The 24231-nt window shown below is 70.6% G+C and carries 21 protein-coding genes and 1 pseudogene; 14 read left to right on the forward strand and 8 right to left on the reverse strand.

The genetic code is table 11. The annotated features are described in order from the left end of the window. Window positions 1-69: 69 nt before the first annotated feature. The 3 genes from RUH65_RS01605 to RUH65_RS01615 all read left to right on the forward strand — a co-directional run bounded on the left by RUH65_RS01605 (window position 70) and on the right by RUH65_RS01615 (window position 4192). Entirely contained in the window at window positions 70-636 is a 567-nt protein-coding gene (locus tag RUH65_RS01605) for an LURP-one-related family protein (protein ID WP_313815440.1), read from the forward strand. A gap of 136 nt (window positions 637-772) precedes the next feature. Further along, the gene (locus tag RUH65_RS01610; RefSeq protein WP_313815441.1) at window positions 773-2713 is read left to right on the forward strand and encodes an aconitate hydratase; all 1941 of its coding nucleotides are present in this window, start codon (window positions 773-775) and stop codon (window positions 2711-2713) included. 45 nt (window positions 2714-2758) lie between these two features. Beyond that, a complete protein-coding gene (locus tag RUH65_RS01615) occupies window positions 2759-4192 on the forward strand; it encodes an MFS transporter (RefSeq protein WP_313815442.1) in 1434 nt (477 codons plus the stop codon). A gap of 15 nt (window positions 4193-4207) precedes the next feature. Here RUH65_RS01615 and RUH65_RS01620 read toward each other — a convergent pair whose 3' ends face one another. The 3 genes from RUH65_RS01620 to RUH65_RS01630 all read right to left on the reverse strand — a co-directional run bounded on the left by RUH65_RS01620 (window position 4208) and on the right by RUH65_RS01630 (window position 8113). Further along, a complete protein-coding gene (locus RUH65_RS01620) occupies window positions 4208-4774 on the reverse strand; it encodes a dienelactone hydrolase family protein (RefSeq protein WP_313815443.1) in 567 nt (188 codons plus the stop codon). Window positions 4775-4782: 8 nt separating this feature from the next. Then, window positions 4783-4992, reverse strand: a complete 210-nt coding sequence (locus RUH65_RS01625) for a hypothetical protein (protein WP_313815444.1) — start codon at window positions 4990-4992, stop codon at window positions 4783-4785. 184 nt (window positions 4993-5176) lie between these two features. Next, window positions 5177-8113, reverse strand: coding sequence for an FtsK/SpoIIIE domain-containing protein (locus RUH65_RS01630; protein ID WP_313815445.1), 2937 nt, complete (start codon window positions 8111-8113; stop codon window positions 5177-5179). A 333-nt stretch (window positions 8114-8446) separates the two neighbouring features. On the opposite strand from RUH65_RS01630, the gene RUH65_RS01635 reads away from it, so the two are divergent. From RUH65_RS01635 to RUH65_RS01680, 11 genes and pseudogenes are all read left to right on the forward strand, one after another. Next, a complete protein-coding gene (locus RUH65_RS01635; RefSeq protein ID WP_313815446.1) occupies window positions 8447-9670 on the forward strand; it encodes an ATPase, T2SS/T4P/T4SS family in 1224 nt (407 codons plus the stop codon). Then, a complete protein-coding gene (locus RUH65_RS01640) occupies window positions 9670-10521 on the forward strand; it encodes a type II secretion system F family protein (protein ID WP_313815447.1) in 852 nt (283 codons plus the stop codon). The genes RUH65_RS01635 and RUH65_RS01640 overlap by 1 nt, the downstream gene beginning before the upstream one ends. Beyond that, window positions 10522-11457 (forward strand): type II secretion system F family protein, encoded by a 936-nt coding sequence (locus RUH65_RS01645; protein ID WP_313815448.1) that lies wholly within the window; start codon window positions 10522-10524, stop codon window positions 11455-11457. A gap of 75 nt (window positions 11458-11532) precedes the next feature. After that, window positions 11533-11721 (forward strand): hypothetical protein, encoded by a 189-nt coding sequence (locus RUH65_RS01650; protein WP_313815461.1) that lies wholly within the window; start codon window positions 11533-11535, stop codon window positions 11719-11721. A 2-nt stretch (window positions 11722-11723) separates the two neighbouring features. After that, the gene (locus RUH65_RS01655) at window positions 11724-12104 is read left to right on the forward strand and encodes a pilus assembly protein (RefSeq protein WP_313815449.1); all 381 of its coding nucleotides are present in this window, start codon (window positions 11724-11726) and stop codon (window positions 12102-12104) included. 151 nt (window positions 12105-12255) lie between these two features. Next, window positions 12256-12591: a hypothetical protein gene (locus tag RUH65_RS01660; RefSeq protein ID WP_313815450.1), complete on the forward strand. Its 336-nt coding sequence runs from the start codon at window positions 12256-12258 to the stop codon at window positions 12589-12591. Window positions 12592-12599: 8 nt separating this feature from the next. Continuing rightward, window positions 12600-13076 carry a pilus assembly protein TadG-related protein gene (locus RUH65_RS01665; RefSeq protein ID WP_313815451.1) on the forward strand — a complete coding sequence of 159 codons (477 nt, stop codon included), beginning with the start codon at window positions 12600-12602 and terminating at the stop codon, window positions 13074-13076. A 9-nt stretch (window positions 13077-13085) separates the two neighbouring features. Continuing rightward, entirely contained in the window at window positions 13086-13316 is a 231-nt protein-coding gene (locus tag RUH65_RS01670) for a hypothetical protein (protein WP_313815452.1), read from the forward strand. A 69-nt stretch (window positions 13317-13385) separates the two neighbouring features. Then, a complete protein-coding gene (gene prfB, locus RUH65_RS01675) occupies window positions 13386-14501 on the forward strand; it encodes a peptide chain release factor 2 (RefSeq protein ID WP_313815453.1) in 1116 nt (371 codons plus the stop codon). 5 nt (window positions 14502-14506) lie between these two features. Then, window positions 14507-14938: pseudogene (locus RUH65_RS15685) on the forward strand (SRPBCC family protein); the annotation flags it as partial. Window positions 14939-14944: 6 nt separating this feature from the next. Further along, window positions 14945-15445, forward strand: a complete 501-nt coding sequence (locus tag RUH65_RS01680; protein WP_396179407.1) for an SRPBCC family protein — start codon at window positions 14945-14947, stop codon at window positions 15443-15445. A 22-nt stretch (window positions 15446-15467) separates the two neighbouring features. On the opposite strand, the gene RUH65_RS01685 is transcribed toward RUH65_RS01680, so the two are convergent. From RUH65_RS01685 to RUH65_RS01705, 5 genes are all read right to left on the reverse strand, one after another. Next, window positions 15468-16271, reverse strand: coding sequence for a 4'-phosphopantetheinyl transferase superfamily protein (locus tag RUH65_RS01685; RefSeq protein ID WP_313815454.1), 804 nt, complete (start codon window positions 16269-16271; stop codon window positions 15468-15470). 50 nt (window positions 16272-16321) lie between these two features. Then, complete coding sequence (locus RUH65_RS01690) at window positions 16322-17164, reverse strand: ABC transporter permease (RefSeq protein ID WP_313815455.1); 843 nt, start codon at window positions 17162-17164, stop codon at window positions 16322-16324. Further along, complete coding sequence (locus tag RUH65_RS01695; RefSeq protein WP_313815456.1) at window positions 17161-18129, reverse strand: ATP-binding cassette domain-containing protein; 969 nt, start codon at window positions 18127-18129, stop codon at window positions 17161-17163. The genes RUH65_RS01690 and RUH65_RS01695 overlap by 4 nt, the downstream gene beginning before the upstream one ends. Continuing rightward, window positions 18126-18335 carry an MbtH family protein gene (locus RUH65_RS01700; protein WP_313815457.1) on the reverse strand — a complete coding sequence of 70 codons (210 nt, stop codon included), beginning with the start codon at window positions 18333-18335 and terminating at the stop codon, window positions 18126-18128. The genes RUH65_RS01695 and RUH65_RS01700 overlap by 4 nt, the downstream gene beginning before the upstream one ends. A gap of 115 nt (window positions 18336-18450) precedes the next feature. Continuing rightward, window positions 18451-24216, reverse strand: a complete 5766-nt coding sequence (locus tag RUH65_RS01705; protein WP_313815458.1) for an AMP-binding protein — start codon at window positions 24214-24216, stop codon at window positions 18451-18453. Between the last annotated feature and the right edge of the window lie 15 nt (window positions 24217-24231).

Consider the following 24231-nt stretch of genomic DNA (forward strand, 5'->3'; position numbering starts at 1 on the left):
CCCGGTCCATCGCCGACCCTCACCGCGCGTCCGGTTGGACCGCAAAGCGGGGGAGGGGAGACTGGGCGCATGAGCCCCACGAGCAGCCTGAGCGGTGAGAACCTGCTGGTGATGCAGCAGGTCACCGGCTTCCTGTCCAACGACTTCGCCATCGAGAACGGCGAGGGGCACGTTGTCGCCCACGGTCACACGCGCGGCTCCGCGGCTTCACGGATGTTCCGCGGCAACCGCCAGTTAGAGATCCAGGACCTGGACGGCACTCCGCTGTTCCGCGTGGAGGACCCCATGACCCTCGGCCGGGACCGGTACCGCGTCTCCGGACCCCAGGGGGAGCCCATCGCCGAGATCGTCCAGCGGATCTCCTTCTTCCGCACCTCCGTGGCGATCTCCGTGGTGGACGGTACGGACCTGCAACTGGACGGGTCGCTGTCCGGGTTCTCCTTCCGCCTGATGGCGGGGCAGGCGCCGGTGGCCAGCGTGGACCGGAAGTGGGCCGGATTCGGCCGGGCCATGCTGGGCCGCAGCCGCTATGCGATGGAACTGGACCCCGGCATGCCGGAGGTCGTGCGTTACGCCGTCATCGGCAGCGTGATCGCTTTGGACCTGATCCGGGCCAAGGCCAGCAACAACTCCTGAGACGTGCCCGGGCCCGCGGGCCGAGCAGTTGCTGCCCACGGCGAGGTCTGGCCGGGTGCGTCCTCACCGCCCTAGGCTCGTGGACAGGTCCGCCGGCGGTCCGGCCGGTGTTCCGTCGTCCCGGGAGGGCAGCACGATGGCACTCAACCTTGCTCAGAAACTGATCGCCGCGCACCTCGTCGAAGGGGATCTGGAGTCCGGCACCGAGATCGGGATGAAGGTGGACCAGACCCTGTGCCAAGACGCCACCGGCACCATGGTGATGCTGGAGTTGGAGGCGATGGGACTGGAGAGGATCCGCACCGAACTGTCGGTGCAGTATGTGGATCACAACCTGCTCCAGACCGATGAGAAGAACTCCGATGACCACCTCTTCCTGCACTCTGCCGCGCAGCGGTTCGGGCTGTGGTTCTCCCCGGCCGGCAACGGCGTCTCGCATCCCGTTCACCAGACCCACTTCGGGCGGCCGGGGGCAACGTTGATCGGCTCGGACTCCCACACGTGTGCCGCCGGTGCCCTCGGGATGCTCGCGATCGGCGTGGGCGGCCTCGAGGTGGCCATGGCCATGGCCGGCCAGCCGTTGTACGTGGCACTGCCGGAGGTCTGGGGTGTGGAGTTGACCGGCACGCTGCCGGACTGGGGCTCGGCCAAGGACGTGGTGTTGGAGATGCTGCGCCGCCACGGCGTCAGCGGGGGAGTGGGTCGCATCATCGAATACCACGGCGAGGGGCTGAGGCACCTCACGGCGATGGACCGGCACGTGATCGCGAACATGGGCGCCGAGCTCGGGGCCACGGCAACAGTCTTCCCGGCCGACGACGTGGTCCGCGACTACCTGGAAGCCGTCGGCCGGGGCGCAGACTTCGAACGCTGGGAGGCCGACGAGGGGGCCGGGTATGACCACACCGAAAACATCGATCTCTCGTCCCTGGAACCATTGATCGCCCGGCCCTCCTCACCCGGCAACGTGGTGCCGGTCGCCGAGGTGCAAGACGAAGAGGTCTTCCAGGTGGTCATCGGCTCCTCGGCGAACCCCGGGCTGAGGGACTTCGCCGTGGTCGCCGAGATTCTTGCCGGCCGGCAGGCCCACCAGCGGGTCTCCGTGGATGTGAACCCCACCTCGCGCGAGGTCCTGGCCGATCTCATCACTGGCGGCTGGCTGACGCAGCTGGTCTCAGCCGGCGCCCGAATCCACCAATCAGGATGCATGGGGTGCATCGGCATGGGGCAGGCCCCTGCCAGCGGGCGGAACTCGCTGCGCACCATGCCACGGAACTTCCCCGGCCGTTCCGGCACCGAGGAGGACGCCGTGTGGCTGTGCTCTCCGGAGACGGCGGCGGCCGCCGCTCTGACGGGCCGCATCACGGACCCGCGCACGCTCGCTGATTCCTTTGGCATCACCTTCCCGCGGCCGCAGATGCCCGAACGGTTCGCGGTGATGGACGAGATGCTGCTCCCCCCGCTGCCGCCGGAGGAGGCGGCACGGGTGCACCTCGTCAAGGGACCGAACATCTCCGCCCTGCCGGCCTTCGACCCCCTCGGGGACCGTCTGTCCGCGCCCGTGGTCCTGGTGATGGGGGACGACGTCTCGACCGACGAGATCATGCCAGCCGGCTCACGGGTGCTGCCCTACCGCTCGAACATCCCGAAGATCTCCGAGTTCACCTTCACCCGCCTTGACCCCGACTACCCGGCGAACGCCGCTGCAGTCGGTGCGCACGTGGTGGTGGCCGGAAAGAACTACGGCCAGGGCTCGTCTCGGGAGCATGCGGTGATCGCGCCGCGATACCTGGGCCTGAAGGCCGTGATCGCGCAGTCCTTCGCCCGGATCCACTGGCAGAATCTCGCGAACTTCGGGATCCTCGCCCTGGAGTTCGAGGACCCTGCCGACCTCGAGAACCTCTCGAAGGGGGACACGGTGGTCATCGAGGGCATCCACGAGGCGTTGCGCCGAGGCCGTTCGATGGCCGCGAGCATCGGAGGTCGCGAGGTGGCGCTGCGCCACCGGTTGTCGGACCGGCAAGTGGAGATGGTGTTGGCTGGCGGGCGTATCCCGCTGGCCGCACAGGAGGCGTGAGCCGGTCATGACGTGGGCGCACCGCGGTTCAGTTAGCATCAAGCGGTGAACTTCGCCGCCTACGGGCACCTGCTGCGGGACGTGCGCATCCGCCGTGTCCTGGGCGTGGGCTTCATCGCCCGATTCCCCAATGCGGCCACCGGCATTATCCTGACCCTGCACGTGGCCGTGACGATGGACCTGGGCTACGGGGCGGCCGGCCTGGCCGTGGCCGCCATGACGCTCGGCATGGCCGTGGGCTCGCCGTGGCGCGGCCGGCTGGTGGACCGGCTCGGGCTGCGCCGGGCGCTGGTGCCCTCCGTGGTCACCCTGGGAGCGGTGTGGACGGCCGTGCCCTTCCTGCCGTTCCCCTGGCTGCTGTTCGGCGCCTTCCTCGGTGGACTGTTCGCCCTGCCCGTCTTCTCCGTGGTGCGCCAGTCCATCGGCGTGCTCACCCACGGTCCGCGGCGCGAGACCGCGTTCGCCCTGGACTCGATCATCACCGAGACCATCTTCATGGTCGGCCCCGCGCTGGGTGCCGTGGTGGCCACCAGCTGGTCCAGTGCCTGGGGTTTGGCGATCATCGGCTGGTCCGCCGTGGCCGCCGGGATCTACCTGATGTGGTTCAACCCGCCCACGCGCTCCTCCCAGCTCGGGACCTTCCTGGCCCGGCCCGGCACCGAGCGTGAGTACTCCGCCGAGGAGGATCTGCGGCGGGCGGTGGACGGCTCCGTGCAGGGGGCCCCGGCGCACCTGGACCTCACCGCCACCGAGCTGACCACGGGCACCCTGCCGGTGATCCGCTCCACACCCCAGCACGACGCCGGCCCGCACCCGGATGCCCACGCCCACCCCGGTTCCGGGGCGGCTTCCGGCGCGGACTCGTTGGCCGCGGCCCGGCCCGGTCCGCTGGGCCGGTTGCGCACCACCTTCGGCTGGCTCAGCGGCACCGCGCTCGCGGTGCTGGCGGTGTCCCTGGGCTCCGGGATGCTGATGTCCGGCACCGAGGTGGCGATCGTCGCGGAACTGGAACGCTCCGGTCAGGCCGCCCAGGCCGGCGTCGTGATCGCCTTCTGGTGTGGCGCCTCGGCGGTCGGCGGCATCCTCTACGGGGCCCTGGGCCGGCGGATCTCCCCGTTGCTGCTGCTCGCACTCTTCGCGCTCGGCACGCTGCCGCTGGCGCTCGTGGACGGCATGTGGGCCCTCGCGGTGGTCTCCCTCATCTCGGGGCTGTTCACGGCCCCGACCCTCGCGGCCGCCTCCGCCCTGATGTCCGCCGTGGTGACCGAGGAGCGGCGCGGTGAGGCCCTGGGCTACTACGGTTCGGCCATGACCGCCGGTGCCGCGCTGGGCGCCCCCGTCTCCGGTGCCTTCATCGACGGCATCTCGCCGGAGGCCGGTTACCTGTTCGCCGGGCTGATCGCCCTGGCCATGGTGGGCCTCGCCGTGCTGGCCCGGTCCATCGTGCGGCGGGGGGCGCTGACCCCCTTCCCGGTGTGAGCCGGTGACGCAGCCTCAGACGCGCGACAGCGTGGCGAGCGTGCGCGCCAGGACGAGTTCGGTGGCGGCGGGATCGAAGTGCGGGTGTCCGTGCTCGGTGAACAGATGCTGATCGCCCGGGTACTCGTAGAGCTCGGCCACCTCGCCGGCCAGTCGCCAGGCCACCGGCAGGTCATCCTCACCCCACGGATCGCTGCTCTTCAGGTGCAGGTCCAGCGCGACGCCGTCCGGCCAGCGCGCGGCGAAATGGTCCACCGGCAGCGCTGCGGAGATGGCGATGCAGGCGCGAGCTGACGGCCGCGTCTGGGCGAGCCAGTAGGACGGCAGGGCACCGAGTGAGATGCCGAGGAAACCCGTGGCCCCCGGGTGGCCGGCGGCGGCCTCGTCCGCCCGCTGCAGGAGGCCGTCCACGCCCACGTCCTGTTCGGCGTGAGCCACCCCGTCCTCGATCGTGCTGAAGGTCCGGCCGGCGAAGAGGTCCGGGGTGTGCACCGTATGGCCGGCGGCGGCGAGACGCTCGGCCAGCCAGCGGACTCCGTCGGTCAAGCCCAGGGCGTGGTGGAACAGCAGGATCTCGGTCATGTGGAGGATTATTCGTCAGCGGCGGCTCGGGCGGTACCGTTAGCGGCCGCAGCGTTGCCCCGACGGGCGAACAGGGGGTCAATGCCGGCGGTGATGAACTCGAGGCCCAGGGCGTATTCGGTCTCGACGTCGGCTGGGTCGGCCGGCTCGGTGGCGGCGTGCTCGGACGCGTCAGTCCCCTGACGCCGCCGGTTCCGTCGGTGGGGTCCCCCATGCATCCGCCCGTCGAGACCATGGTGGCCAGTCAGGCCACGGGCCGGTCCACGTTGCGGGTCGCCAGGAGTACCCAGACCGCGGCGACGGCACGGGGCACGATGGTCGGGTGCCTCGGATTCATGGCGATCGCCCTTGGCTCATCGCCGTGGTGCTCCCGCGGAAAGCTGCACGGTGACCGGTTCCGCGTCAGACCGCCGCCGCCAGCTGAACGGCGACGCCGGGCGCCGGGCGGTCCGGTGAGATCATGACCGCCCGCCCCGGCACCTCCTTCACCCGCTGCAACGTCGGCCACACCATCCGGTGCTCAGGCGTGGAGCCGGCCGGAAGGTAGAACCGTGTGGGAACCAGGCCCAGGATGCGACCACCGGCCAGTTCCCGGGCTCCGAACAACGCGGCGGCCAGCACGTCAGGGCCATGGTCCCGCAGGAGGGTGGCCAGATGCTCATCCACGGTCTCGTAGCTCGTACCGACGCGTTGAGCCGACCAACGCCCCCACGCGGTCACCACGAGGTGGACGCGGTGACGATCTGCCAGCTGACCCCTCATCCGCTCCAGGAGTTCCGCCAGGTCCTGCGGGCTGGCCCGGTCTGCTGCGATCACATCCCAGGACTCCGGCACCCCGAGCGAATCCGCCGCGCCATTGCCGTCCAGCACGAAGGTCGAGGCGGCGGGGTCCATGCGCGCGAGGTGGTCGAGAACGGTCCGGGCCGCCGCGTCGACGCCTCCGGCCGTCGTGCCGATCCAGGCCACCGGCCCGTCCCGTCCGGGCCACCAGCGCACCGGACGCTGCGCCCTCTCGTGGTGCAGATCGGCCAGCCCCACGATGGCGGCCTCCGGCTGCACCGACCGGTCCTCCGGCGTCGGGGTCCACTTTTCGGGGAGGGCTGGCATGACCGCCCTGGTGGGAACCGGCAGGGATCGGCAGGCGGCCTCGGCGCCGATGCGGACCGTCAGGTCCCGCCAGGGGGCCGGATCGGCATCGGGCTCACCGTCGGTCCACCGGACCAGGGCCGGAGGGCCGGTCGCCACCGAGAACTGACCGGCCTGGAAGGGCCGTGTGGGTCCGCCGCCGTGCCGCAGATAGGCGCTTCCGGGGGCGTCAGCGGCAATCGTCACGGCGTCGGCCGTGCCCAGCAGGTCCCACGATTCCTGCTCGGTGGCCGTGCGCAGACAGATTACGGTGCCCAGATTGGACCGGATGTCGGGGCCGACGGCGCCCTGTGCCCGCTGGGTGGACAGGACGAGGTGGAATCCGAGTGACCGTCCCGTGGCAGCCAGCCTGGCCAGCAGCGCAGCGGCCTGCGGATGGTCGTCGACGAGAACACGGAGCTCATCAATGGCCACCACCAGCCGTGGCAGGTCCACGTTCGGGTGAGTATGCCGGTAGGCGCGGAAGTCTGCTGCACCGGCGGCCAGGAACAGTTCCTCCCGGCGGCGAAGCTCGGCTGAGAGGGCATCGAAGGTGCGCAGGGACTCCGCTTCCGCGAGATTAGTCTCCACCGACATGGTGTGGGGCAGCCCGGCCAGAACCGCAAAAGATGATCCGCCCTTGAAGTCCATCAGGACGAAGGAGACCTCGGTGGGTGGATGGGCGGCGGCGAGGCCTGTCAACAGTGCCAGCAGCAGTTCTGACTTGCCCGAGCCGGTGGTGCCGGCGACGAGCAGGTGTGGCCCGTGGGCGACGAGATCGATGGTCACGGGATCTTTGCCAGAGGACAATGCGGCCCGCAGGGACTCGACCGCGGGTTGTTCCATCAGGGGCTCCGGCAGGGCCAATCGGATCGGGTCCCGCTCCAACCCAGGCCGGTGTGCCTCGGCCATCTCGTCCAGCAGCCAGTCCGCGGTCCGGGCGGTCATGCCATGCCACCGCAGAGCCGTGAAATTCAGGGCCGTGAGCGATGCAACCCCCTGGTCCGCGTGCACCCGGTCGTCCTGGCCTGGGGTCCAGCTACCGGGCGCCACAGGGTGACCCTGTGGCCCGGTAGCGCTGAGCTGCACGCGGTGCCATCCGGCGGGGAGGTCCCGGACCGAGGTCCCCGGCCAGCAGACGATGGTGCCAGCTGCGGTTCGTTGCCCTCCACCCCACGAGGTATCACCCTGAGGCGTCCGAATCACCACGCCTCGTCCTGTGGCGACGGCATCGCGGCACAACTGCACATGCAGCCACTTCCCCATGGCCTGCAGGGTGGAGGGACGCCCCGTGACGACGGTCGTCCGGCCGGGGAGCAGCACCGAGGTGGCGGGGAGATCCACCGTGGACCATCGGTCCCACTGGTCGCCCTCCTTGGCCGTCTCCACCCGGAGTCGGGCGGTCCCGGTGCCCCAGCGGATGACCGGACCCTCCGTTGGGGCACCGTGCACGCCGAAACGGTCCACGTTCTGGGCCCGCGCGGCCAGGGCGAGTCGGCCTGGGGTGGGCGCCAGGTCGTCGAGTCGGGTGCTGATCCGCTCGGCTCCATCCCGGATCCGCCGGCCGTGGCGCCGAGTCGCAGCTCGGTGCTGGAACCACATGACGGCCACGACGGCCACCGAGACGAGACTGAACAACAGGAAATACCACAGGCCCGTCACCACGGCCATGACCACTCCGATGACCAGGGGGCCGGCAGCCATGATGGCCTGGAGCACGGCGTTCGGCCGAGCTGGTTCCGGCCCTGGATCCACGACCGCGTCCGGGATCGACCGGAGGGGTGACAGCGGCTCCGGGCGGCCGCGGACCAGGCGGAAGGTCGAGCTGCCGGCGGTGTAGGGCTGGTCCCCGGTCCAGATGCTGCGTGCGGGGCGCTGAGCGACCTCTGTCCCGGTGATGAGAACACCTTCCGCGTCGACCTCCAGCCGGAAATGCGGGGCCGATAGGTAGGGGTCGGTGACGAGCCATTCGGCATGATTCCGGCCCACAGTGAGTCCGGAACGGGGCAGCGGGGCCAGCCGGCCGGCGTCGGGACCGTCCTCGGCCACCACCGTGACATCCGGTCCGGGACCGCGGGTCCCCACGCTGTCTGTGGGGCGGGCGACCACCCTGAGGTAATTCGCCGTGGGCGGCCGCCGGTCAGCGGACTGACCAGCCCGGCCCGCGTCTGCGTCGGCGCCCGAGAAGTGGTATCCGGGAAATCGGTCTCGCAACAATCCGTCAATGATACCGGCAGCGTCAGGTCCAGCGGAGTCAGGTCCGGCGGGTGCCGGGACATTGACCGCCCTCCACCATTGGCCTTCCGCCGCCGGCAGGCCCAGTATTCTCAACCACACGCCAGGTTGACCTCCCGCAGTGCTGATGTTCCTCACGCCAGGATGCCGTGATGGCAGATGGTCGGGGGAACGAGGCCGGCAAGACTGTGGATAACGCGCCCGACGCATGGATATCCACAGTTCCCGTAGGAGGCAGTGGGCCGCAGGTCCAGAACTCTGTACGCTCGGACCCAGGTTGAGGCCCGTCCGGGTCGTCATGGAGGGGAAACCATGGAAGCCATCCGCATTCTCGAGGATGAGGTCCGCGAACTGATCCGCCGACGGGGCATGGATCCGCAGCGCGAGCCGGAGGAGATGCGCCGTCTGGTGCAGGCCGCCACGGCGGACTACGACGCGCGATCCTTGATCGGTTCGCTGCCGCTGCTGCCGGACCGCGACGACGCCGAGAAGACCGTCTTCGACTCCGTGGCCGGTTTCGGCGTGCTTCAGCCCCTGCTGGACGACGACACGGTCGAGGAGATCTGGATCAACTCACCCACGGCCGTGTTCTGCGCGCGGGGCGGTATGTCCGAGCTGACCAACATCTCGTTGACCGAGGAGAACGTCCGCGACCTGGTGGAGCGCATGCTGAAGTCCTCGGGCCGCCGCCTGGACCTGTCTTCCCCCTTCGTGGACGCGGCCCTGCCGGACGGCTCACGCCTGCATGTGGTCATCCCGGATATCACCCGGAGGCATTGGTCCGTCAATATCCGGAAGTTCGTGGTCAGAGCACACCGGGTCGAGGACCTGGTGAGGTCCGGTTCGTTGAGCGCGGATGCGGCGCGCTTCCTCGACGCGAGTGTGGACGCCGGGTTGAACATCCTGGTGTCCGGAGCCACCCAGTCCGGCAAGACCACCATGCTCAATTGCCTGTCGGCCTCCATCGGCAGCCGGGAACGCGTGGTGACCGTTGAGGAGATCTTCGAACTCAAGCTGCCGCTGCGTGATGTAGTGCAGATGCAGTGCCGACAGCCGAACCTGGAGGGCCACGGCGAGATTCCCCTGCGCCGGCTCGTGAAGGAGGCACTGCGCATGCGCCCGGACCGGCTGATCGTGGGGGAGGTCCGGGAGGCCGAGAGTCTGGACATGTTGGTCGCTTTGAATTCAGGACTCCCCGGCATGTGCACGTTGCATGCCAACAGTGCGTCGGACGCCCTGACGAAGATCTGCACGCTGCCCCTGATGGCCGGGGAGAACATCTCCCGGAACTTCGTGGTCCCGACGGTGGCGTCCTGCTTCGACCTCGTGGTGCATTGCGCGCGGGACCGCCACGGCCGCCGGTACGTGGAGGAGATTCTGTCCGTCGGAAGCCGGGTGGAGGAGGGAATCATCGAATCCTCGACCGTCTTCCACCGCGTGGACGGCCAACTGGTCCTCAGCCCCTCGGCCATGTTGGAAAACCGCAAACTCGAATCCCGGGGCTATGACGTGCGGTCTGTGGTGGGGGTCGGCTGATGGGGCTGTTCCTGGGGTTGATGCTCGGAGCCGGGTTGTTCCTGGTGTGGTGGTCGTTCTGGCCGCGCGAGGACAAACCAGTGGTGATCCGCCGGGACAGCAACCTGCGGCAACTGCTCGCCCGAGCCGGCGTCGAGCAGGTCGGCCCCGCCGGTGTGGTGGCAGCGATGATCGGCTGTGGATTGGTGGCGCTGTTGCTGGTCTTCATCGTGACGCGTGCACTGCCGATCGCGTTGTGCTTTGGCCTGTTCGGGGCGCTGGTGCCGTGGGTCGCGTTGAATTGGCAGGCGAAGAAGCGGCGCACCCTGTTGCGCGATGTGTGGCCGGATGCCGTGGACCACCTCCGCTCAGCCATCCGTGCCGGCCTGACCCTGCCCGAGGCACTCATCCAGCTGGGGGACAAGGGCCCGGAGGAGCTCCAGCCGGCCTTCCGCGAGTTTGCCCGTGACTACCGTTCGGGACTGCGGTTCATGGATGCCCTGGACCATCTGAAGTTCAGGATGGCCGATCCGGTGGCGGACCGTCTGATCGCCGCCCTGCGGCTGACCCGGGAAGTCGGTGGCGCGGACATCGGCAACCTCTTGTCCACTCTCGCCGAGTTCCTACGTGAGGATGCCCGGACCCGCAGCGAACTGGAATCCCGTCAGTCCTGGACCGTCAATGCGGCTCGCCTCGCGGTGGCGGCCCCGTGGATCGTGTTGCTGCTGTTGGGAACCCAGCCGGACGCAGTCCGCGTCTACCAGACCTTCACTGGCCTGCTGGTGCTGGCCGGCGGTCTCGTGGTCTCCATCATCTGCTATCAGCTCATGCTGAAGATCGGCGCACTGCCGGAAGAGCAGAGGGTGTTGTAGATGACGACGTTCTCCATGGCCCTGGTCTTGGGGCTTGTCCTCGGGTCCGGGCTGGCCCTGGTGTTGGTGGCGCTCCCCTGGGGGTGGCGGCCTTCGCTGGCCCGCCGGGTCGAGCCCCAATTGCGACACCACGCACCTGCCTCGTCCCTGCTGAACGAGCAACAGGTCGTGTCCCCGTGGGGCGCCCTGGGCCGGATCATGCAACCAGTGCTGTCCGCCGGCGTACGTCAGTTGGGGCGGCTCAACCTCGGCCACCACGCTCTCGAGCGCAAACTGGATGCCGCAGGATCGGCCCTCTCCGTCCAGGACTACCGGGCCCAGCAGCTCATCGCCGCGGCCGGAGGCGCCGCGCTGGGGGTGACCGGATGCGTGGCGCTCGCGGTTAACGGTGCCCTGAATCCGGTCGTCGGCGTCGTGCTCGTGGGGACCGTGGCCGTGGTGGCCTTCTTCCTCAGGGACAACCTGTTGTCCGGTCAGATCAACCGCCGCCGAGCGAGGATCCTCAGCGAGTTCCCCTCCGTGGCGGAGCTGTTCGCCCTCTCCGTCAGCGCCGGGGACAGCGCGGCCGGGGCCCTGGAACGGGTCGCCACCTCGGCGAAAGGCGAACTGGCCGGGGAGTTCGCCATGGTCCTGTCTGACATGCGATCCGGATCCTCCATCCATGCCGCCCTGAAAGCGTGTGCACACCGCATCCAACTGGCGCCGGTGGAACGTTTCATCGAGGGGGTCCTCGTGGCCCTGGAACGGGGCACGCCGCTGGCCGATGTGCTCCGGGCCCAGGCCAAGGACGTCCGTGAGCTGTCCAAGCGAGAACTGCTGGAGTCCGCCGGCCGCAAGGAGATCGGGATGATGGCGCCCCTCGTCTTCGGCATCTTGCCCCTGACCGTCATCTTCGCTGTGTACCCCGGGATCTCGATCATGAATCTCGGTTTCTGAACCACCACTCGCCCCAGACCTTCATCCAACCGACAACCCATCCCGGAGGGGACCATGACAGACAAGACCGAACCGATGTACCGGGCCCTGGCAGCCCTGACCGCCTTCCTGGGCGAGGCCCGTGACGACGAGCGAGGAGATGTGCCCGGTTGGGTGATGATCACCTTGATGTCGGCCGTGCTCGTCGCCGGGCTGCTGGCCATCGCGGGGCCCGCCCTGACAGACCTCTTCAACCAGGCGATCAGCCAGGTCACCCAGAACTGACCGTGCTGAAGGCGCGCGAGGACGAACGCGGGTCGGCAGTGGCCGAATCCGTCATGGTGATGGCGCTGCTCTCGATCATCTTCGCCGCGATCCTCCAATTCGGCATCATCATCCACGTCCGGAACACGTTGATCGATGCTGCCAGCGCCGGAGCGCGGTACGGAGCCCTGGGAGATCGGACACCCGACGACGGCGCGGCCAGGACCCTGGAACTGCTCGCCGGGTCGATTCCGGGCGGCGGCCAGGCGGAGGTGTCTGCGGAGACGACGGGCGGGGACGGAACCACTATCGTCCGGATCACCGTGCGTACGCAGATGCCCATGGTCGGCTTTCTGTCCGGTCCTGTGGGGTTGGAGGCCGATGGTCATGCTTACCGTTACTGAGACCGCTTCCGGCATGGACAGCATTTCTGACAGCACTCCTCACACCACGACTGGCCTTCGGCGAACGGATTCCCGGGGAGAGGAAGGCTCGGCCACCGTTGAGTTCGTGCTCCTGGCCGCCCTCTTGCTGATACCGGTGATCTATTTTCTGATGCTGACCAGCCAGATCCAATCCGCGGCCTATGCGTCCGTGGCCGCTGCGGACCAGGCGGCCAAGGCGATGGCCGGAGCCCCGGACGCCTCGAGTGCCGCCGGCCGTGCCGACGAGGTCGTCGCCTTGACGCTGGGGGACTACGGGTTGGATCCCTCCGTGGCGCAGTCAGCCCTGGCCTGCTCCACCAGCCCCTGCCTGGAGCCCGGTTCCTCCGTATCAGTGGAGGTGGCGATCCGGGTGCCGGTGCCGTTGCTGCCGCAGGGGCTGGGCTGGGATGCCGCCGTCGCCACCGTCACCAGCACCTCCCAGCAGCCCGTGCCGAGGTTCGGATGAGGGCCCGGTTGCCGCGTAGGAACGGGGCAGGCCGTGACCAGGGCATCAGAAGAGTCGGAGAAGAGGGCCAGACCACGGTGCTGGTCGTGGGGCTGACGGTGGTCTGTCTGCTGCTGGCGACCGTGATCCTCGCCGTGACCACGGTGAACCTCGAAGCCCGCAAGCTGCTGTCCGCGGCGGACGGGGCCGCCATGGCGGCGGCGGACAGTTTCACCATCGCCATCGAGGAGGGCGGGGACGCCGGGCACGCCCCGGTGCTCGCTGACGCCGACGCCGCTGAGGCGGTGGCCGGGTACCTGGCCGCCGCCGGTTCTCACGAGCGGTTCGACGGGCTCGTGGTGGAGTCCGTCTCCGTGGGTGACGGCGGCCAGACCGTCGACGTGGTGCTGACGGCCACCGCCCACCCACCCATCGTGAACTGGATCGTGCCGGACGGCATCCGGGTCGTGGCCACCAGCTCGTCCCGTACGGCCTTGACGCGCTGAGGAGAGTCCATGCCTGCTGAGACCACCCACAACACTGACAACACCGAGCACCCGGATCTGCGGCGACTGCGCCGCTGGGAGGAATCCGGGGGGACCTGGGTGGTGGCCGGCCGCCGGGCCACACCCTCCGGGGAGAGCGTGACCCTTTCGCTGATGACGTGCGATGGGGGAGAAGAGATGGACGCCTTCTCCTCCTCCGATCCGGGGCTGGTGGATTACGTCTCGGGGGAGGCCGGATGACGGGCGGCCGGGCCGGCGTCGGGCCCGGGAACACCACCGGCCCCACCGCGCTGTAGGCTGGACCCCACCATGGCTGAGACTGACTACACCGCTGAAATCGCGCAACTGCGCTCCACGCTGTCCAACATCGAGCAGGTGTCGGACATGGAGCAGATCAAGGCGGACATCACGCGGCTGGAGGCGGAGGCCTCCGCCCCGGACCTCTGGGATGACCCCGAGGCGGCGCAGAAGATCACCTCGAAGCTGTCCCACCGGCAGACCGAACTCGAGCGCGTCGCCAAGCTGGAGCAGCGCATCGATGACATGGAGGTCCTGGTGGAACTCGCGGCCGAGGAGGACGATGACTCGGCCCGGGAGGATGTCGCCAAGGAACTCGAGGCCCTGCGCAAGACGATGTCCGATCTGGAGATCGTCACCCTGCTCTCCGGCGAGTACGACGAGCGTGACGCGGTGGTCACCATCCGCGCGGGTGCCGGTGGCGTGGATGCCGCGGACTTCGCCGAGATCCTGATGCGCATGTACCTGCGCTGGGCCGAGCAGCGGGGCTGGACCACCAAGGTCATGGACACCGCCTACGCCGAGGAGGCCGGGCTGAAGTCCGCCACCTTCGAGGTCAAGGCCCCCTACGCCTTCGGCACGCTGTCCGTGGAGGCCGGCACCCACCGCCTCGTGCGCATCAGCCCCTTCGACAACCAGGGCCGGCGCCAGACCTCCTTCGCCGCCGTGGAGGTCATCCCGCTCATCGAGTCGGACGACTCGGTCGAGATCCCCGAGGCCGAACTCAAGGTGGATGTCTTCCGCTCCTCCGGCCCCGGCGGCCAGTCGGTGAACACCACCGACTCCGCTGTGCGTATGACGCACATCCCCACCGGGATCGTGGTCTCGATGCAGAACGAGAAGTCCCAGATCCAGAACCGTGCCGCCGCCCTGCGCGTCATGCAGTCCCGCCTGCTGCTGGTGCGCAAGGCCGAGGAGGACGCGAAGAAGAAGGAGATGGCCGGGGACGTCAAGGCGTCCTGGGGCGATCAGATGCGCTCCTACGTGCTGAATCCGTACCAGATGGTCAAGGACCTGCGCACCAACCACGAGGAGGGCAACCCCTCCTCGGTGTTCGACGGAGCGATCGACGGCTTCATCGACGCCGGCATCCGCTGGCGCGCCGGCGCCCGACACAGCGAGGACTGACCCACATGACCGCACCGACGCCAGGCCCTGAGCGCATCGTCAGCGTCGACCGCACCGTGAACGCGCCGGCAGGGATCCTCTTCGGGCTGATCGCCGATCCCGCGCGTCACCGGGAGTGGGACGCCAACGGCAACGTCGCCGATGCCGCCACCGGACAGCAGGTCGATGCCGTCGGTGGCGAGTTCCTCGTGGAGATCACGCGCGGCCTGACCATCCGCAACCGTGTTGTGGAGTTCGAACGTGACCGGCTGCTCGCTTGGAGGCCGTCACGGGCGGACGAGTCCGAGGGACCTGGCCACCTCTGGCGCTGGGAACTCGAGTCCGTGGACGGCGCCACCACCCGGGTGCGCCACACCTACGACTGGACCGCCCTGACCGAGGAACGGCGCATCGGCATCGCCCGGGAGTACACCCCCGACCGGCTGCTGGCCTCCGTCGACCGCCTGGCCGTCCTCGCCGAAGCCCTCTCCGCCCCGACCTCCGAACTCCCGCCCGTGGAGCAGCGCATCGTGAGCGCGGAGCGGACCGTGCCCGCTCCCGCGGCGGCGATCTTCGAGCTGATCGCGGATCCGGCCCGCCAACCGGACTGGGACGGCAATGACAACCTGGCGGAGGCAGCACCCGGCCAGCGGGTCACCGCCGTCGGGGACGTGTTCACCATGGTTCTGACGAAGGACGGCGCCGTCCGGGAGAACCACGTGGTGGAGTTCGAGGAGGGCCGGCTCCTCGCGTGGCTGCCCGCCCCGGTGGGCGATGAGCCCCGGGGCCACCGGTGGCGCTGGGAACTGGAGCCGGCTCCGGACGGCGGCACGGTGGTCCGGCACACCTATGACTGGACCCGGCTGACCGATGAGACCCGCTTCCGCCGGGCCCTGGCGACCACGGAAGCCACCCTGAGGGCGTCGATGGACCGGTTGGCAGCGCTGGTGGAATCAGCCCGCTAGGGCTGACGGACCGGCCCGCCGCTCACGGGTCCGCCGGCCTGGAGGCGTGCGGTGGTGTGGCGGTGAAGCGGTCCACGAGTGCCTGCCCGGCATCACGGACATCGTCCGGCCGGCGTGCCGCAACAGCGCCCAGGTAACCCTCCGGAGTGGGGACCACACAGGCCCACAACTCCTCCACGTGCCGGTCCAGGGCCCGTTCCACGGGGTGCCAGGTCAGGGCGTGGGCCCCGTCTGCCGAGTGCAAGGTGGTCTCCGCCCGGCCGGGTCCCAGCAAGAGCTGGTCCGGAGGGTGGTCCAATCCGGTCCCGGCGGCCTTCAGCACCGCCTCCTTGAGCACCCACAGGGCGATACGCCGCGCGACGGGACCGCCGGTCGGTCCGCCCACCGATGGGTCCGGTGATCCGCCGTTCTGTGTGCCGCCGTTGCCTCCGCGGCCGGAGAACCGCTCACGCTCGGCCACGTGCAGGGCATACTCGTCGAATCCCGGCATGGTCTGGTCCGGGATGCGCTCGAGGTCCACCCCGATCCGGTCCTGCTCCCGCGCCACCCCGGCCAGGACGGCGCCACGCCGGCTGGCGGTGCTCAGGCTGAGACCGGGCAGGGTGGGACGGCCATGGCCGGTACCACAGCGCGGGCAGGTCCGGTCGATCGGCAGCGTCCGGGCGTCGTGGGGCGATGCGCCACGCTGGTACGCCACCAGGAGCCGCAGCGCCGCCCGCCCCGCCAGCAGGCGTTGACGATCGGCGGGTTCCCGGCGCAGGCCCGCCTGGATCAGGTCCCCGGAAGAGACGACGTCGGACACCTGGCCGCCAGCCCATCCGGTCACCCGGGGCATGGTGCGGGCTAGGGCGTCGACACCGGTGGCCCAGACGGTGATCACCGGCCGGCGCGCCGGTACTGCGCCACGGCCAGCGGTGCGAAGACGGCGATGATCGCCACGCAGCACAGGGCCGCATACAGCGGTGCGTTCTCAGCGGGCCAGCCCGCGGCGGCCTGGAAGCCGGCGGGGGCCTCGTTGCCGAAGCCCTGGCGGGCGGCGGTGGCCACGGCCGTGATGGGATTCCATTCGGCGATCCCCTGCAGCGGGCCGGGCAACGAGGCGGGGGAGACGAAGGCGCCGGACACGAAGCACACGGGGAAGAGCCACAGCAGCCCGAGGCTCTGGGCCACCTCCACACTGCGGGCCGTCAGGGCGATGACCGCCCCGATCCAGGAGACGGCGAAGGCGAAGAACAGGAGTAGGCCCACCGTCCCGACCACCTGGAGCGGATCAGTCCCGACCCGCCAGCCGATGGCCAGCCCGCACGCCAGAATCACCAGCAGGGAGACCACGCTGGTGGCGAGATCAGACCAGGTCCGCCCGAGCACCACACCGACGCGGGACATCGGCAGGGCGCGGAAGCGGTCGATGATGCCATGGTGCAGGTCCTTGGCCAGATAGACCGCGGTGAAGGAGGAGTTGAAGGTCAGGGTCTGCGCCAGGATGCCGCCGATGAGGAACTCGCGGTACTCGCTGCCACCCAGCGTGCCGCCGAAGACGAACGCCAGGATGAGCACGAACAGGATCGGCTGGGCCACCCCGGTGACCAGTGCGCCGGGGGTGCGGCGCACGACGGTGAGGTTGCGCCGGGCGATCACGCCGCCGTCGCGCACGGCGGAGGCCACACCGGAGATCACGCCGGAGGGGCGGCGGGAGACGGTGGCAACGGAGGGGCTCATGCGGTGCTCTCCTGCAGGAGCTCGGAACGCCGCGCCCCGGCGGGACTGCGGGTGATCCGGAGGAAGACCTCGTCCAGGGTCGGTTGGCGCAGTGCGGCCTCGGTCACAGGAATCCCGGCCGAGGCGAGGACCTCCAGGACACGCGTCAGGCTCCGGCCGCCGTCTGGGGCGGCCGCGGTGATCCGGCCGGACCGCTGCTCAGCGACGGCGTCCAGCTGCAACGGTTCCAACAGATCCAGGGCCAGTGCCACCGGCCCTACGGCCTCCAGGACCAGGTCGATGCGGGCGCCGCCGGCCATGGACTTCAGTGAGGCCGAGGTTCCCTCGGCGACGATCCGGCCGCCGTCGATCACGGTGATGGAATCCGCCAGTTCGTCGGCTTCCTCCAGGTACTGCGTGGTGAGCAGCACGGTGGTCCCGTCCCGCGCCAGCGAGGCGATGGCCTCCCACGTGTCCCGGCGGCCGCGCGGGTCCAGCCCGGTGGTCGGCTCATCCAGGATGACCACCGGCGGGCGGGCCACGATGGCCCCGGCCAGGTCCAGCCGCCGGCGCATGCCCCCGGAGTAGGAGCCGGCCCGTTGGGTGCGGGGTACTCCGTCCAGCCGGAACTGCTCCAGCAACGCCTCCGCACGGTCCCGGGCCTCACGCCGGCGCATACCGTAGAGTTCGCCCACCATGCGCAGGTTCTCCGGTCCGGTGAGCTTGTCGTCCACCGCGGCGTACTGCCCGGAGACCCCGAGGTTGGCCCGCACCAGGTCCGGGCGGCGCCGGACGCTGTGACCGGCCACCACGGCGTCACCGTGGTCCGGGGACAGCAACGTGGTCAGGACCCGGACGCTGGTGGTCTTGCCGGCACCATTGGGCCCGAGCAGACCCTGGACGGTGCCTGCGGGCACCTCCAGGTCCACGTCGTCGAGCGCCGTGTACGTGCCGAACCGTTTGGTCACGCCGCGCAAGGCGATCACGAGACCGCCAGTTCTCGCGAGGACAGCGGCGTGATGTCCAACCAGTGCTCCTCGACGTACTCCAGGCAGGCTGGCCGCAGGGCGGGGCCGTGGACCACCACCCATCCCGGGGGCACGTCGGCGAACTCGGGCCACAGGGAGTGCTGGCCACGGTCATTGACAAGCACTCGGAACTGGTCGTCGTCGCGGTCGAAGGGGTTGGTCATGATCTCTCCTGGTGATCGTGGGTGGCGCCGGGTCGGCGGGTCTCATCAGGGGTTCGGGGCGAAACCGGCCGCGGATGGGTCACGGCGGCAATTTCCTCCGGCCACCACCGGTTTCTCACGGCAGTGCGAGCTGCAGGATCTCGGTCAAGGTCCGCAGTGACTCCGCCGTGCTGAGCAGGCCATCGTGCGAGGCGGCCAGACGATGGTGCTGGACGCGTCCGGAGACATGGCGGTGCCAGGATTCCGGAGCGGGCCGGTCGGCGGGCACGTCCCGGGTCGCCTCGAACAGGACCAGGTCACCCTCGAACAGGGGCGCCTGGGTGGCATCGAGAAGGGTTCCGATGGACCGGAAACGACGGACGATGCGGTCGATGCTGTCCTCGGGGACTTCTCCCAGGGGACTCCCGGCGTGCTGCAGCCGGTCCCGGACGGACGCGGCCGTCAGCCGGTCCCCGGGTTCCGTGGCCACACCATTGGCCGCCAGGAAGGCGTCCCACAGGTCCTGGGAGCCCTCGACGCCGGCCATCGAGTGACCGGCCGGATAGGCATCCAGCACGGCCAGGAGCCCGACCCGCTGCCCCGCCGACTGCAGTCCAGCGGCGATGGCGTGGGCCAGTCGTCCTCCGAGCGACCACCCCACCAGGTGGTAGGGGCCCTCCGGCTGGATGCCGCGGATGACGCGCACATACCGGTCCACCAGTTCCGCCATGGTCTCCGGTTCGGTCTCGGCCGGAGTCTCCGGGGAGATCCCGCCCATCTGCAGGCCCATGATGGGACGGTCCGTGTCCAACCGGTCGGCGAGGGCGGAGTAGGACCAGGCCAGTCCGTTGCCCGGGTGCACCGCGAACAGCGGTTCACCACGCCCGTCAGGACGCAGGGGCAGCACCGGCCGCAGGCTCGCGGCCACCGGATCCGCGCCGGCGGTGGCGAGCGCGGCCAGACCGGCCACGGTCGGGGCCTGGAAGAGCGCCCGTACCGGCAGCGTGGTGCCCAGGGCGGCGTTGAGCGCCGCGATGGCCGGCTGGGCCACGAAGGAGTGCCCCCCCAGATCGAAGAACGAATCGTCCGCGGAGACGCCGGGGACGCCCAGCACCTGGGTGAAGGCAGCGGCCACGGCCTGTTCGGCCTGGCCCTCCGGGGCCCGGCCCGAACCACTCCGGGATTGCGCCTCGGGCAGGGCCCGTTCGTCCACCTTTCCGTTGGCGGTGAGCGGTATCTCGCCGACCACCGCCACCGCTGCCGGGACCATGTAGGCCGGAACCCGGTTCTGCAGGGCGGCGACGACGGCGGACCGGACGCGGTCCTCGAACTCGTCGCCACCACCTCCGCCATCGACCCCTGCGCCGTCCACCCCATGCTCACCGTGGGCGGCGGGGACCACCCAGGCCACCAGGGCAGTGCCCTGCTCCGTCTTCCGGGCACGCACCACCGCCTGGGCAGCCACACCGGTGGAGCGCAACAGTGACTCGACCTCGGCCGGCTCCACCCGATGACCACGGATCTTGACCTGGCCGTCCGCCCGGCCGATCATCCTGACCCGCAGCCGCACATCCGGGCCGGTCTCAGGGCCAGTCTCCGGGCCGGCCACGGCTCCTGACGCCGGGCGCGCCGCCACCAGGTCGCCGGTGCGGTACATCCGGCTGCCATCCGCGGCGAACGGATCCGGGACGAACCGGGCGGCCGTCTCCCCAGGGCGTCCCCGGTAGCCGTGGGCCAGTTGGGGACCGGCCAGCCACAGTTCGCCGGTCGACCCCGCGGGCACCGGCTGCAGGCGGCCGTCCAGCACATAGGCGCGCATGGCGGCGGTGGGGCGGCCCAGCTCTGGTTCCGGGTCCCCGGCCACCTCGGCCACCAGGGCGTCCACGCCGGCCTCGGTCGGGCCATAGAGATTCCAGCTGCGGGTCCGCCGGAGGCCGCGCAGCCAGGCCCAGAGCTCCGGATCCACCGGTTCCCCACCGAGGAGCAGGGTGATCTCGGGGGTATCCGGATCGCCCAGGTAGCCGTCAAGGTCTGCGGCGGAGCGCACGGCGGAGACGTAGCTCGGGGTCGTTTCCCAGGCGCTGATCCGGTGGGTACGGAAATACTCCACCAGAGCCTCCGGATTCCGCCGGGTCTGATCCGGGACCACGTGCACCTCGTGCCCGGCGACGGCCCAGAGCACCGGGTCCAGGGCGGCGTCGAAGCCGACGCCCGTGGTGTGGGCCATCCTCACCCGAGCATCCGGTGCGCCTTCTGCGTTCTGGGCGTCCGGCATCACGGTGGCGCGGTGTGAGGCGAGCAACTGGGCCAGGGCGGAGTGGGGCACCTGGACACCCTTCGGCCGGCCGGTGGTGCCGGAGGTGAAGATCACGTAGGCGGGATCCCCGGGCGCCGGCATCTCCGGTGCCGCGCCGGGCCCGGGTGGCATCGTGGCCGCCTCGGTGCCCGGGGTGGGCGCCTGAGCCAGCTGGGCCGTGCCGAGCACCTGATCGGGAGCCAGGCCGGCCTGCCGGGCCGCGTCCGCGGCGATCTGCGCGGTCGAGGGATCGTCCGGTGCGCGTCCGGAGTCCGGGCCGTGCAGCACCAGGCGTGCGCCGGCGTCGGCGATCATGTCCGCCACGCGGGCCGGTGGCAGGGTGGAGTCCACCGGCACGGCCACCGCCCCGGCCTGCCAGACGGCCAGGAGCGCTGCCACCGTGTCCACGGACCGGGGCAGGCAGAGCGCGACCGTGTCGCCACGGGAGATGTGCCGGGCCCGCAGGCCGGTGGCGAGTGCACCGACTCTGGTCCACAGGCTGGCGTAGTCGACGGTCTCCGTGGAGTCGACGAGGGCCGTGGACTGCGGTTGGCGGCGGACGGTCTGGGCGAAGTGCTCCAGCACCGGCACGGTGCCTTCCTCGGAAGGCCAGGGCTCCAGGTGCGTGGCGGCCCCGGCCATCTGCGTGTGGGCGAGGGACCGGTGCGGTGCCGAGGCGGCCTCGTCCAGGAAGACCAGCCAGCGGTCCATCAGCCCTCGGACGGCCGCGGCGCTGAACAGCGAGCTGTTGTACTCCAGCACGGCGTCCACGGTGGGATCGTCACCACCGCGGGGCCGGAGGGTGAGGGACAGGTCCAGTTTGGCGTGGCCGGTGGACTCCGAGGGCAACGGCGTGGCCGTGACGCCGGGAAGCTCCGGCACCAGGTCGGTGGGCTCCTCGACCGAGAGCATGGTCTGGAACAGTGGATGACGGCCCAGCCGGCGTTCGGGGGAGAGCTCCTCCACGATCTGTTCGAAGGGCACCTGCTCGTCCTCTAGCGCCTCCAGCGTGACCTGACGGGCCAGGTCCACGGTCTCCGCGAAGCTGAGCCGGCCCTCCTGCAGGGACAGCCGCAGGGGAAGCGTGTTGACGAAGAACCCCACCATGTCCAGCACGTCGGGGTCGGACCGGCCGGCGGAGGGTGAACCGATCACGAGGTCGTCGCCGGCCCCGATGCGGTACAGGTACCCGGCCAGGGCCGCCAGCCAGGCGTGGAAGCCGCTGGCGGAACGGCCGGAGGCCACCCGGCCCAGGCGGCCCGCCAGCTCGCCGGGAATCTCGAAGCGGTACTGGGCCGCGGGCTGCGCCGCTGTCTCTAGTCGGTCCTGTCGGTCCAGGCGCCGGCCGTCGGCGGGGAGGTCCAGCTCCTGGGGTGCGCCGTCCAGCCGGTGGACCCAACGGGCCAGGGCGTCCGGCCCGGTGCCTTCGGCCACCTGGCGCCGGGCGACGTCGGCCATCTGCACCCGCAGCGGCCGGCTCAGGGCGAGACCCGAGGAGACCCGGGCCGCGTAGGCCGTGGCGAGGTCCCGGACCAGGGGCCGCAGCGACGCCCCGTCGGTGGCGATGTGGTGGATGACCAGCTCCAGCCGCCAGCACTGCTCACCCTCCGGGATCAGCGCCGCCCGCAGGGGCGGCTCGTGGGTGAGGTCGAATCCGGCCGTGATGTCCACGGGGCCGGCATCGAACAGCCGGTCCGGCACGGGGCCGACGCGCTGCACGGGCGAGCCCTGCACGGCCGGGTAGACGGTCCGCAGGACCTCGTGGCGCTCGACGACGTCCCGCAGGGCGGACTCCAGGGCATCCGGTTCCAGAGCCCCCTCCAGGCGCATCCGCACCACCACGTTGTACTCGGCGGTGCCCGATTCGAGCTGGTTGAGGAACCACAGCCGGGCCTGGCCCGCGGTCGGCGGCAGTGCGGCCGCCGGGTCGCGGGGATGGGCGTCCACCCATTGGCTGAGGGACACGGTCCCGGCCGGTCCGGCCGATCCGGCCGAGGTCCCGGCGTCCGGGGCCTCGGACCGGTCACCGCCGGCGGCGGCGAGCATCAGGGCCGGGGTGGGCGCCTCGAACACCGTCCGCAGGGGCAGGTGCAGCCCGGCCTCCTGCTGCAGGCGACCGACCAGGGTGACCGCCAGCAGGGAGTGGCCGCCCAGGGCGAAGAAGTCATCGTCCAGGCCGACCTCCGTGACGCCGAGCACCTCGCCCATCACCGAGCACACGGCACGCTCCGCCTCCGTGGCGGGCGCCGTGGGAGAGGTTCCGGCCGTCCCGTCTCGGAGGTCCGCCAGGGGATCCGGCAGGGCCGTCTGATCGATCTTCCCGTGGGCCGTCAAGGGCACCGCAGGGATCGTCATCGCCCGGGTGGGCACCAAGTAGGACGGCAGTTCCAGGGCAGCGGCCCGACGAGCCTCCTCGGGGTCCCGCGAGCCGACCAGCCAGGCTGCCAGCTGCTCGGTCCCGGCGCCGCCGGGGGCCACCACCCGCACGACGGCGGACGTCACCCCGTCCAGCCGCTCCAGCACGGCCTCGACCTCGGCCGGTTCGATCCGGTAGCCGCGGATCTTGACCTGGCTGTCATTGCGGCGCAGGAACTCCAGGGACCCGTCAGCCGATCGGCGCACCAGGTCCCCGGTCCGGTACATCCGGGCGCCCGGGTCCTCGGTATAGGGGTCGGCCACGAACCGGGCCGCCGTCTCCCCGGGGCGGCCACGGTAGCCGTGGGCCTCGGCCGGTCCACTCAGGTACAGCTCACCGGCGACCCCGGGCGGGACCAGGGCGAGGGTGGAGTCGAGGACGCGTGCGGTGAGATTCGCCACGGGGGAGCCCAGATGAGGATGGCCGGACTCGACGGGTGCCATGAGGGCGTCCACCGTGAATTCGCTGGGGCCGTACAGGTTCCAGCCGCGGAGCACGCAGGACGTGGCCACGCGATCCCACAGGACGGCGGGCAGGGGTTCCCCGCCCAGGGCCAGCAGCAGGGTGCGGTCCTGCTCCTGGAGAACGTCCTCGAGCCCGATGGCGAGCAACTGCTGGGCGTAGGAGGGGGTGGTCTCCACGACGTCCACGGTGGCCAGCGCCTCCACCACGGCCTGGGCGTCCACCCGCTCCGCCTCCGACGGCAGGACGAGGGTGGTCCCGGCCACGAGCCACAGGATCGGATCCCAGGCGGCGTCGAACCCCAGGCCCGTCAGGTGCAGCATGCGGGGCAGGTCCGGAGCGGCGAGCCGCTGGCCGGCGTCGATGATGGTGCGCCGGTGGTGCGCCAGGAGGTTGGCCAGGGCACGGTGCGGCACCTGGACGCCCTTGGGCGTGCCCGTGGTGCCGGAGGTGTGGACCACGTAGGCGGCGTCCTCGAGGCCGGGGGGTGCCGGCAACGGCCGCCGGCTCCGGGTCCCGGCGGTGCGGAGCGTATCCGGCCCCACCCGGGGCGGATCCGCGTCGGGAGCGTCCTGACCGATCACCAGGCGCGGCGCGGCGCTGGTGGTGATCTGCGCGATCCGGGCGGCCGGATAGGAGACGTCCACGGGCACCGCGACCGCGCCGACGCGCAGGGTGGCCAGCATGCTGACCAGCGCCTGGGCGGATCGCGGCAGGGAGATCAGCACCCGGTCGCGGGGGGG

The sequence above is a fragment of the Citricoccus sp. genome, assembly GCF_032154715.1.
GTDB lineage: Bacteria > Actinomycetota > Actinomycetes > Actinomycetales > Micrococcaceae > Citricoccus.

What these genes read in the sequence shown, in the direction of transcription:
- RUH65_RS01605 (WP_313815440.1), top strand. Translation starts at nt 70, where the DNA reads ATGAGCCCCACGAGCAGCCTGAGCGGTGAGAACCTGCTGGTGATGCAG.
- RUH65_RS01610 (WP_313815441.1), top strand. Translation starts at nt 773, where the DNA reads ATGGCACTCAACCTTGCTCAGAAACTGATCGCCGCGCACCTCGTCGAA.
- RUH65_RS01620 (WP_313815443.1), bottom strand. Translation starts at nt 4,774, where the DNA reads ATGACCGAGATCCTGCTGTTCCACCACGCCCTGGGCTTGACCGACGGA.
- RUH65_RS01625 (WP_313815444.1), bottom strand. Translation starts at nt 4,992, where the DNA reads ATGCATGGGGGACCCCACCGACGGAACCGGCGGCGTCAGGGGACTGAC.
- RUH65_RS01635 (WP_313815446.1), top strand. Translation starts at nt 8,447, where the DNA reads ATGGAAGCCATCCGCATTCTCGAGGATGAGGTCCGCGAACTGATCCGC.
- RUH65_RS01640 (WP_313815447.1), top strand. Translation starts at nt 9,670, where the DNA reads ATGGGGCTGTTCCTGGGGTTGATGCTCGGAGCCGGGTTGTTCCTGGTG.
- RUH65_RS01645 (WP_313815448.1), top strand. Translation starts at nt 10,522, where the DNA reads ATGACGACGTTCTCCATGGCCCTGGTCTTGGGGCTTGTCCTCGGGTCC.
- RUH65_RS01650 (WP_313815461.1), top strand. Translation starts at nt 11,533, where the DNA reads ATGTACCGGGCCCTGGCAGCCCTGACCGCCTTCCTGGGCGAGGCCCGT.
- RUH65_RS01660 (WP_313815450.1), top strand. Translation starts at nt 12,256, where the DNA reads ATGCTGACCAGCCAGATCCAATCCGCGGCCTATGCGTCCGTGGCCGCT.
- RUH65_RS01670 (WP_313815452.1), top strand. Translation starts at nt 13,086, where the DNA reads ATGCCTGCTGAGACCACCCACAACACTGACAACACCGAGCACCCGGAT.
- prfB (WP_313815453.1), top strand. Translation starts at nt 13,386, where the DNA reads ATGGCTGAGACTGACTACACCGCTGAAATCGCGCAACTGCGCTCCACG.
- RUH65_RS01690 (WP_313815455.1), bottom strand. Translation starts at nt 17,164, where the DNA reads ATGAGCCCCTCCGTTGCCACCGTCTCCCGCCGCCCCTCCGGCGTGATC.
- RUH65_RS01700 (WP_313815457.1), bottom strand. Translation starts at nt 18,335, where the DNA reads ATGACCAACCCCTTCGACCGCGACGACGACCAGTTCCGAGTGCTTGTC.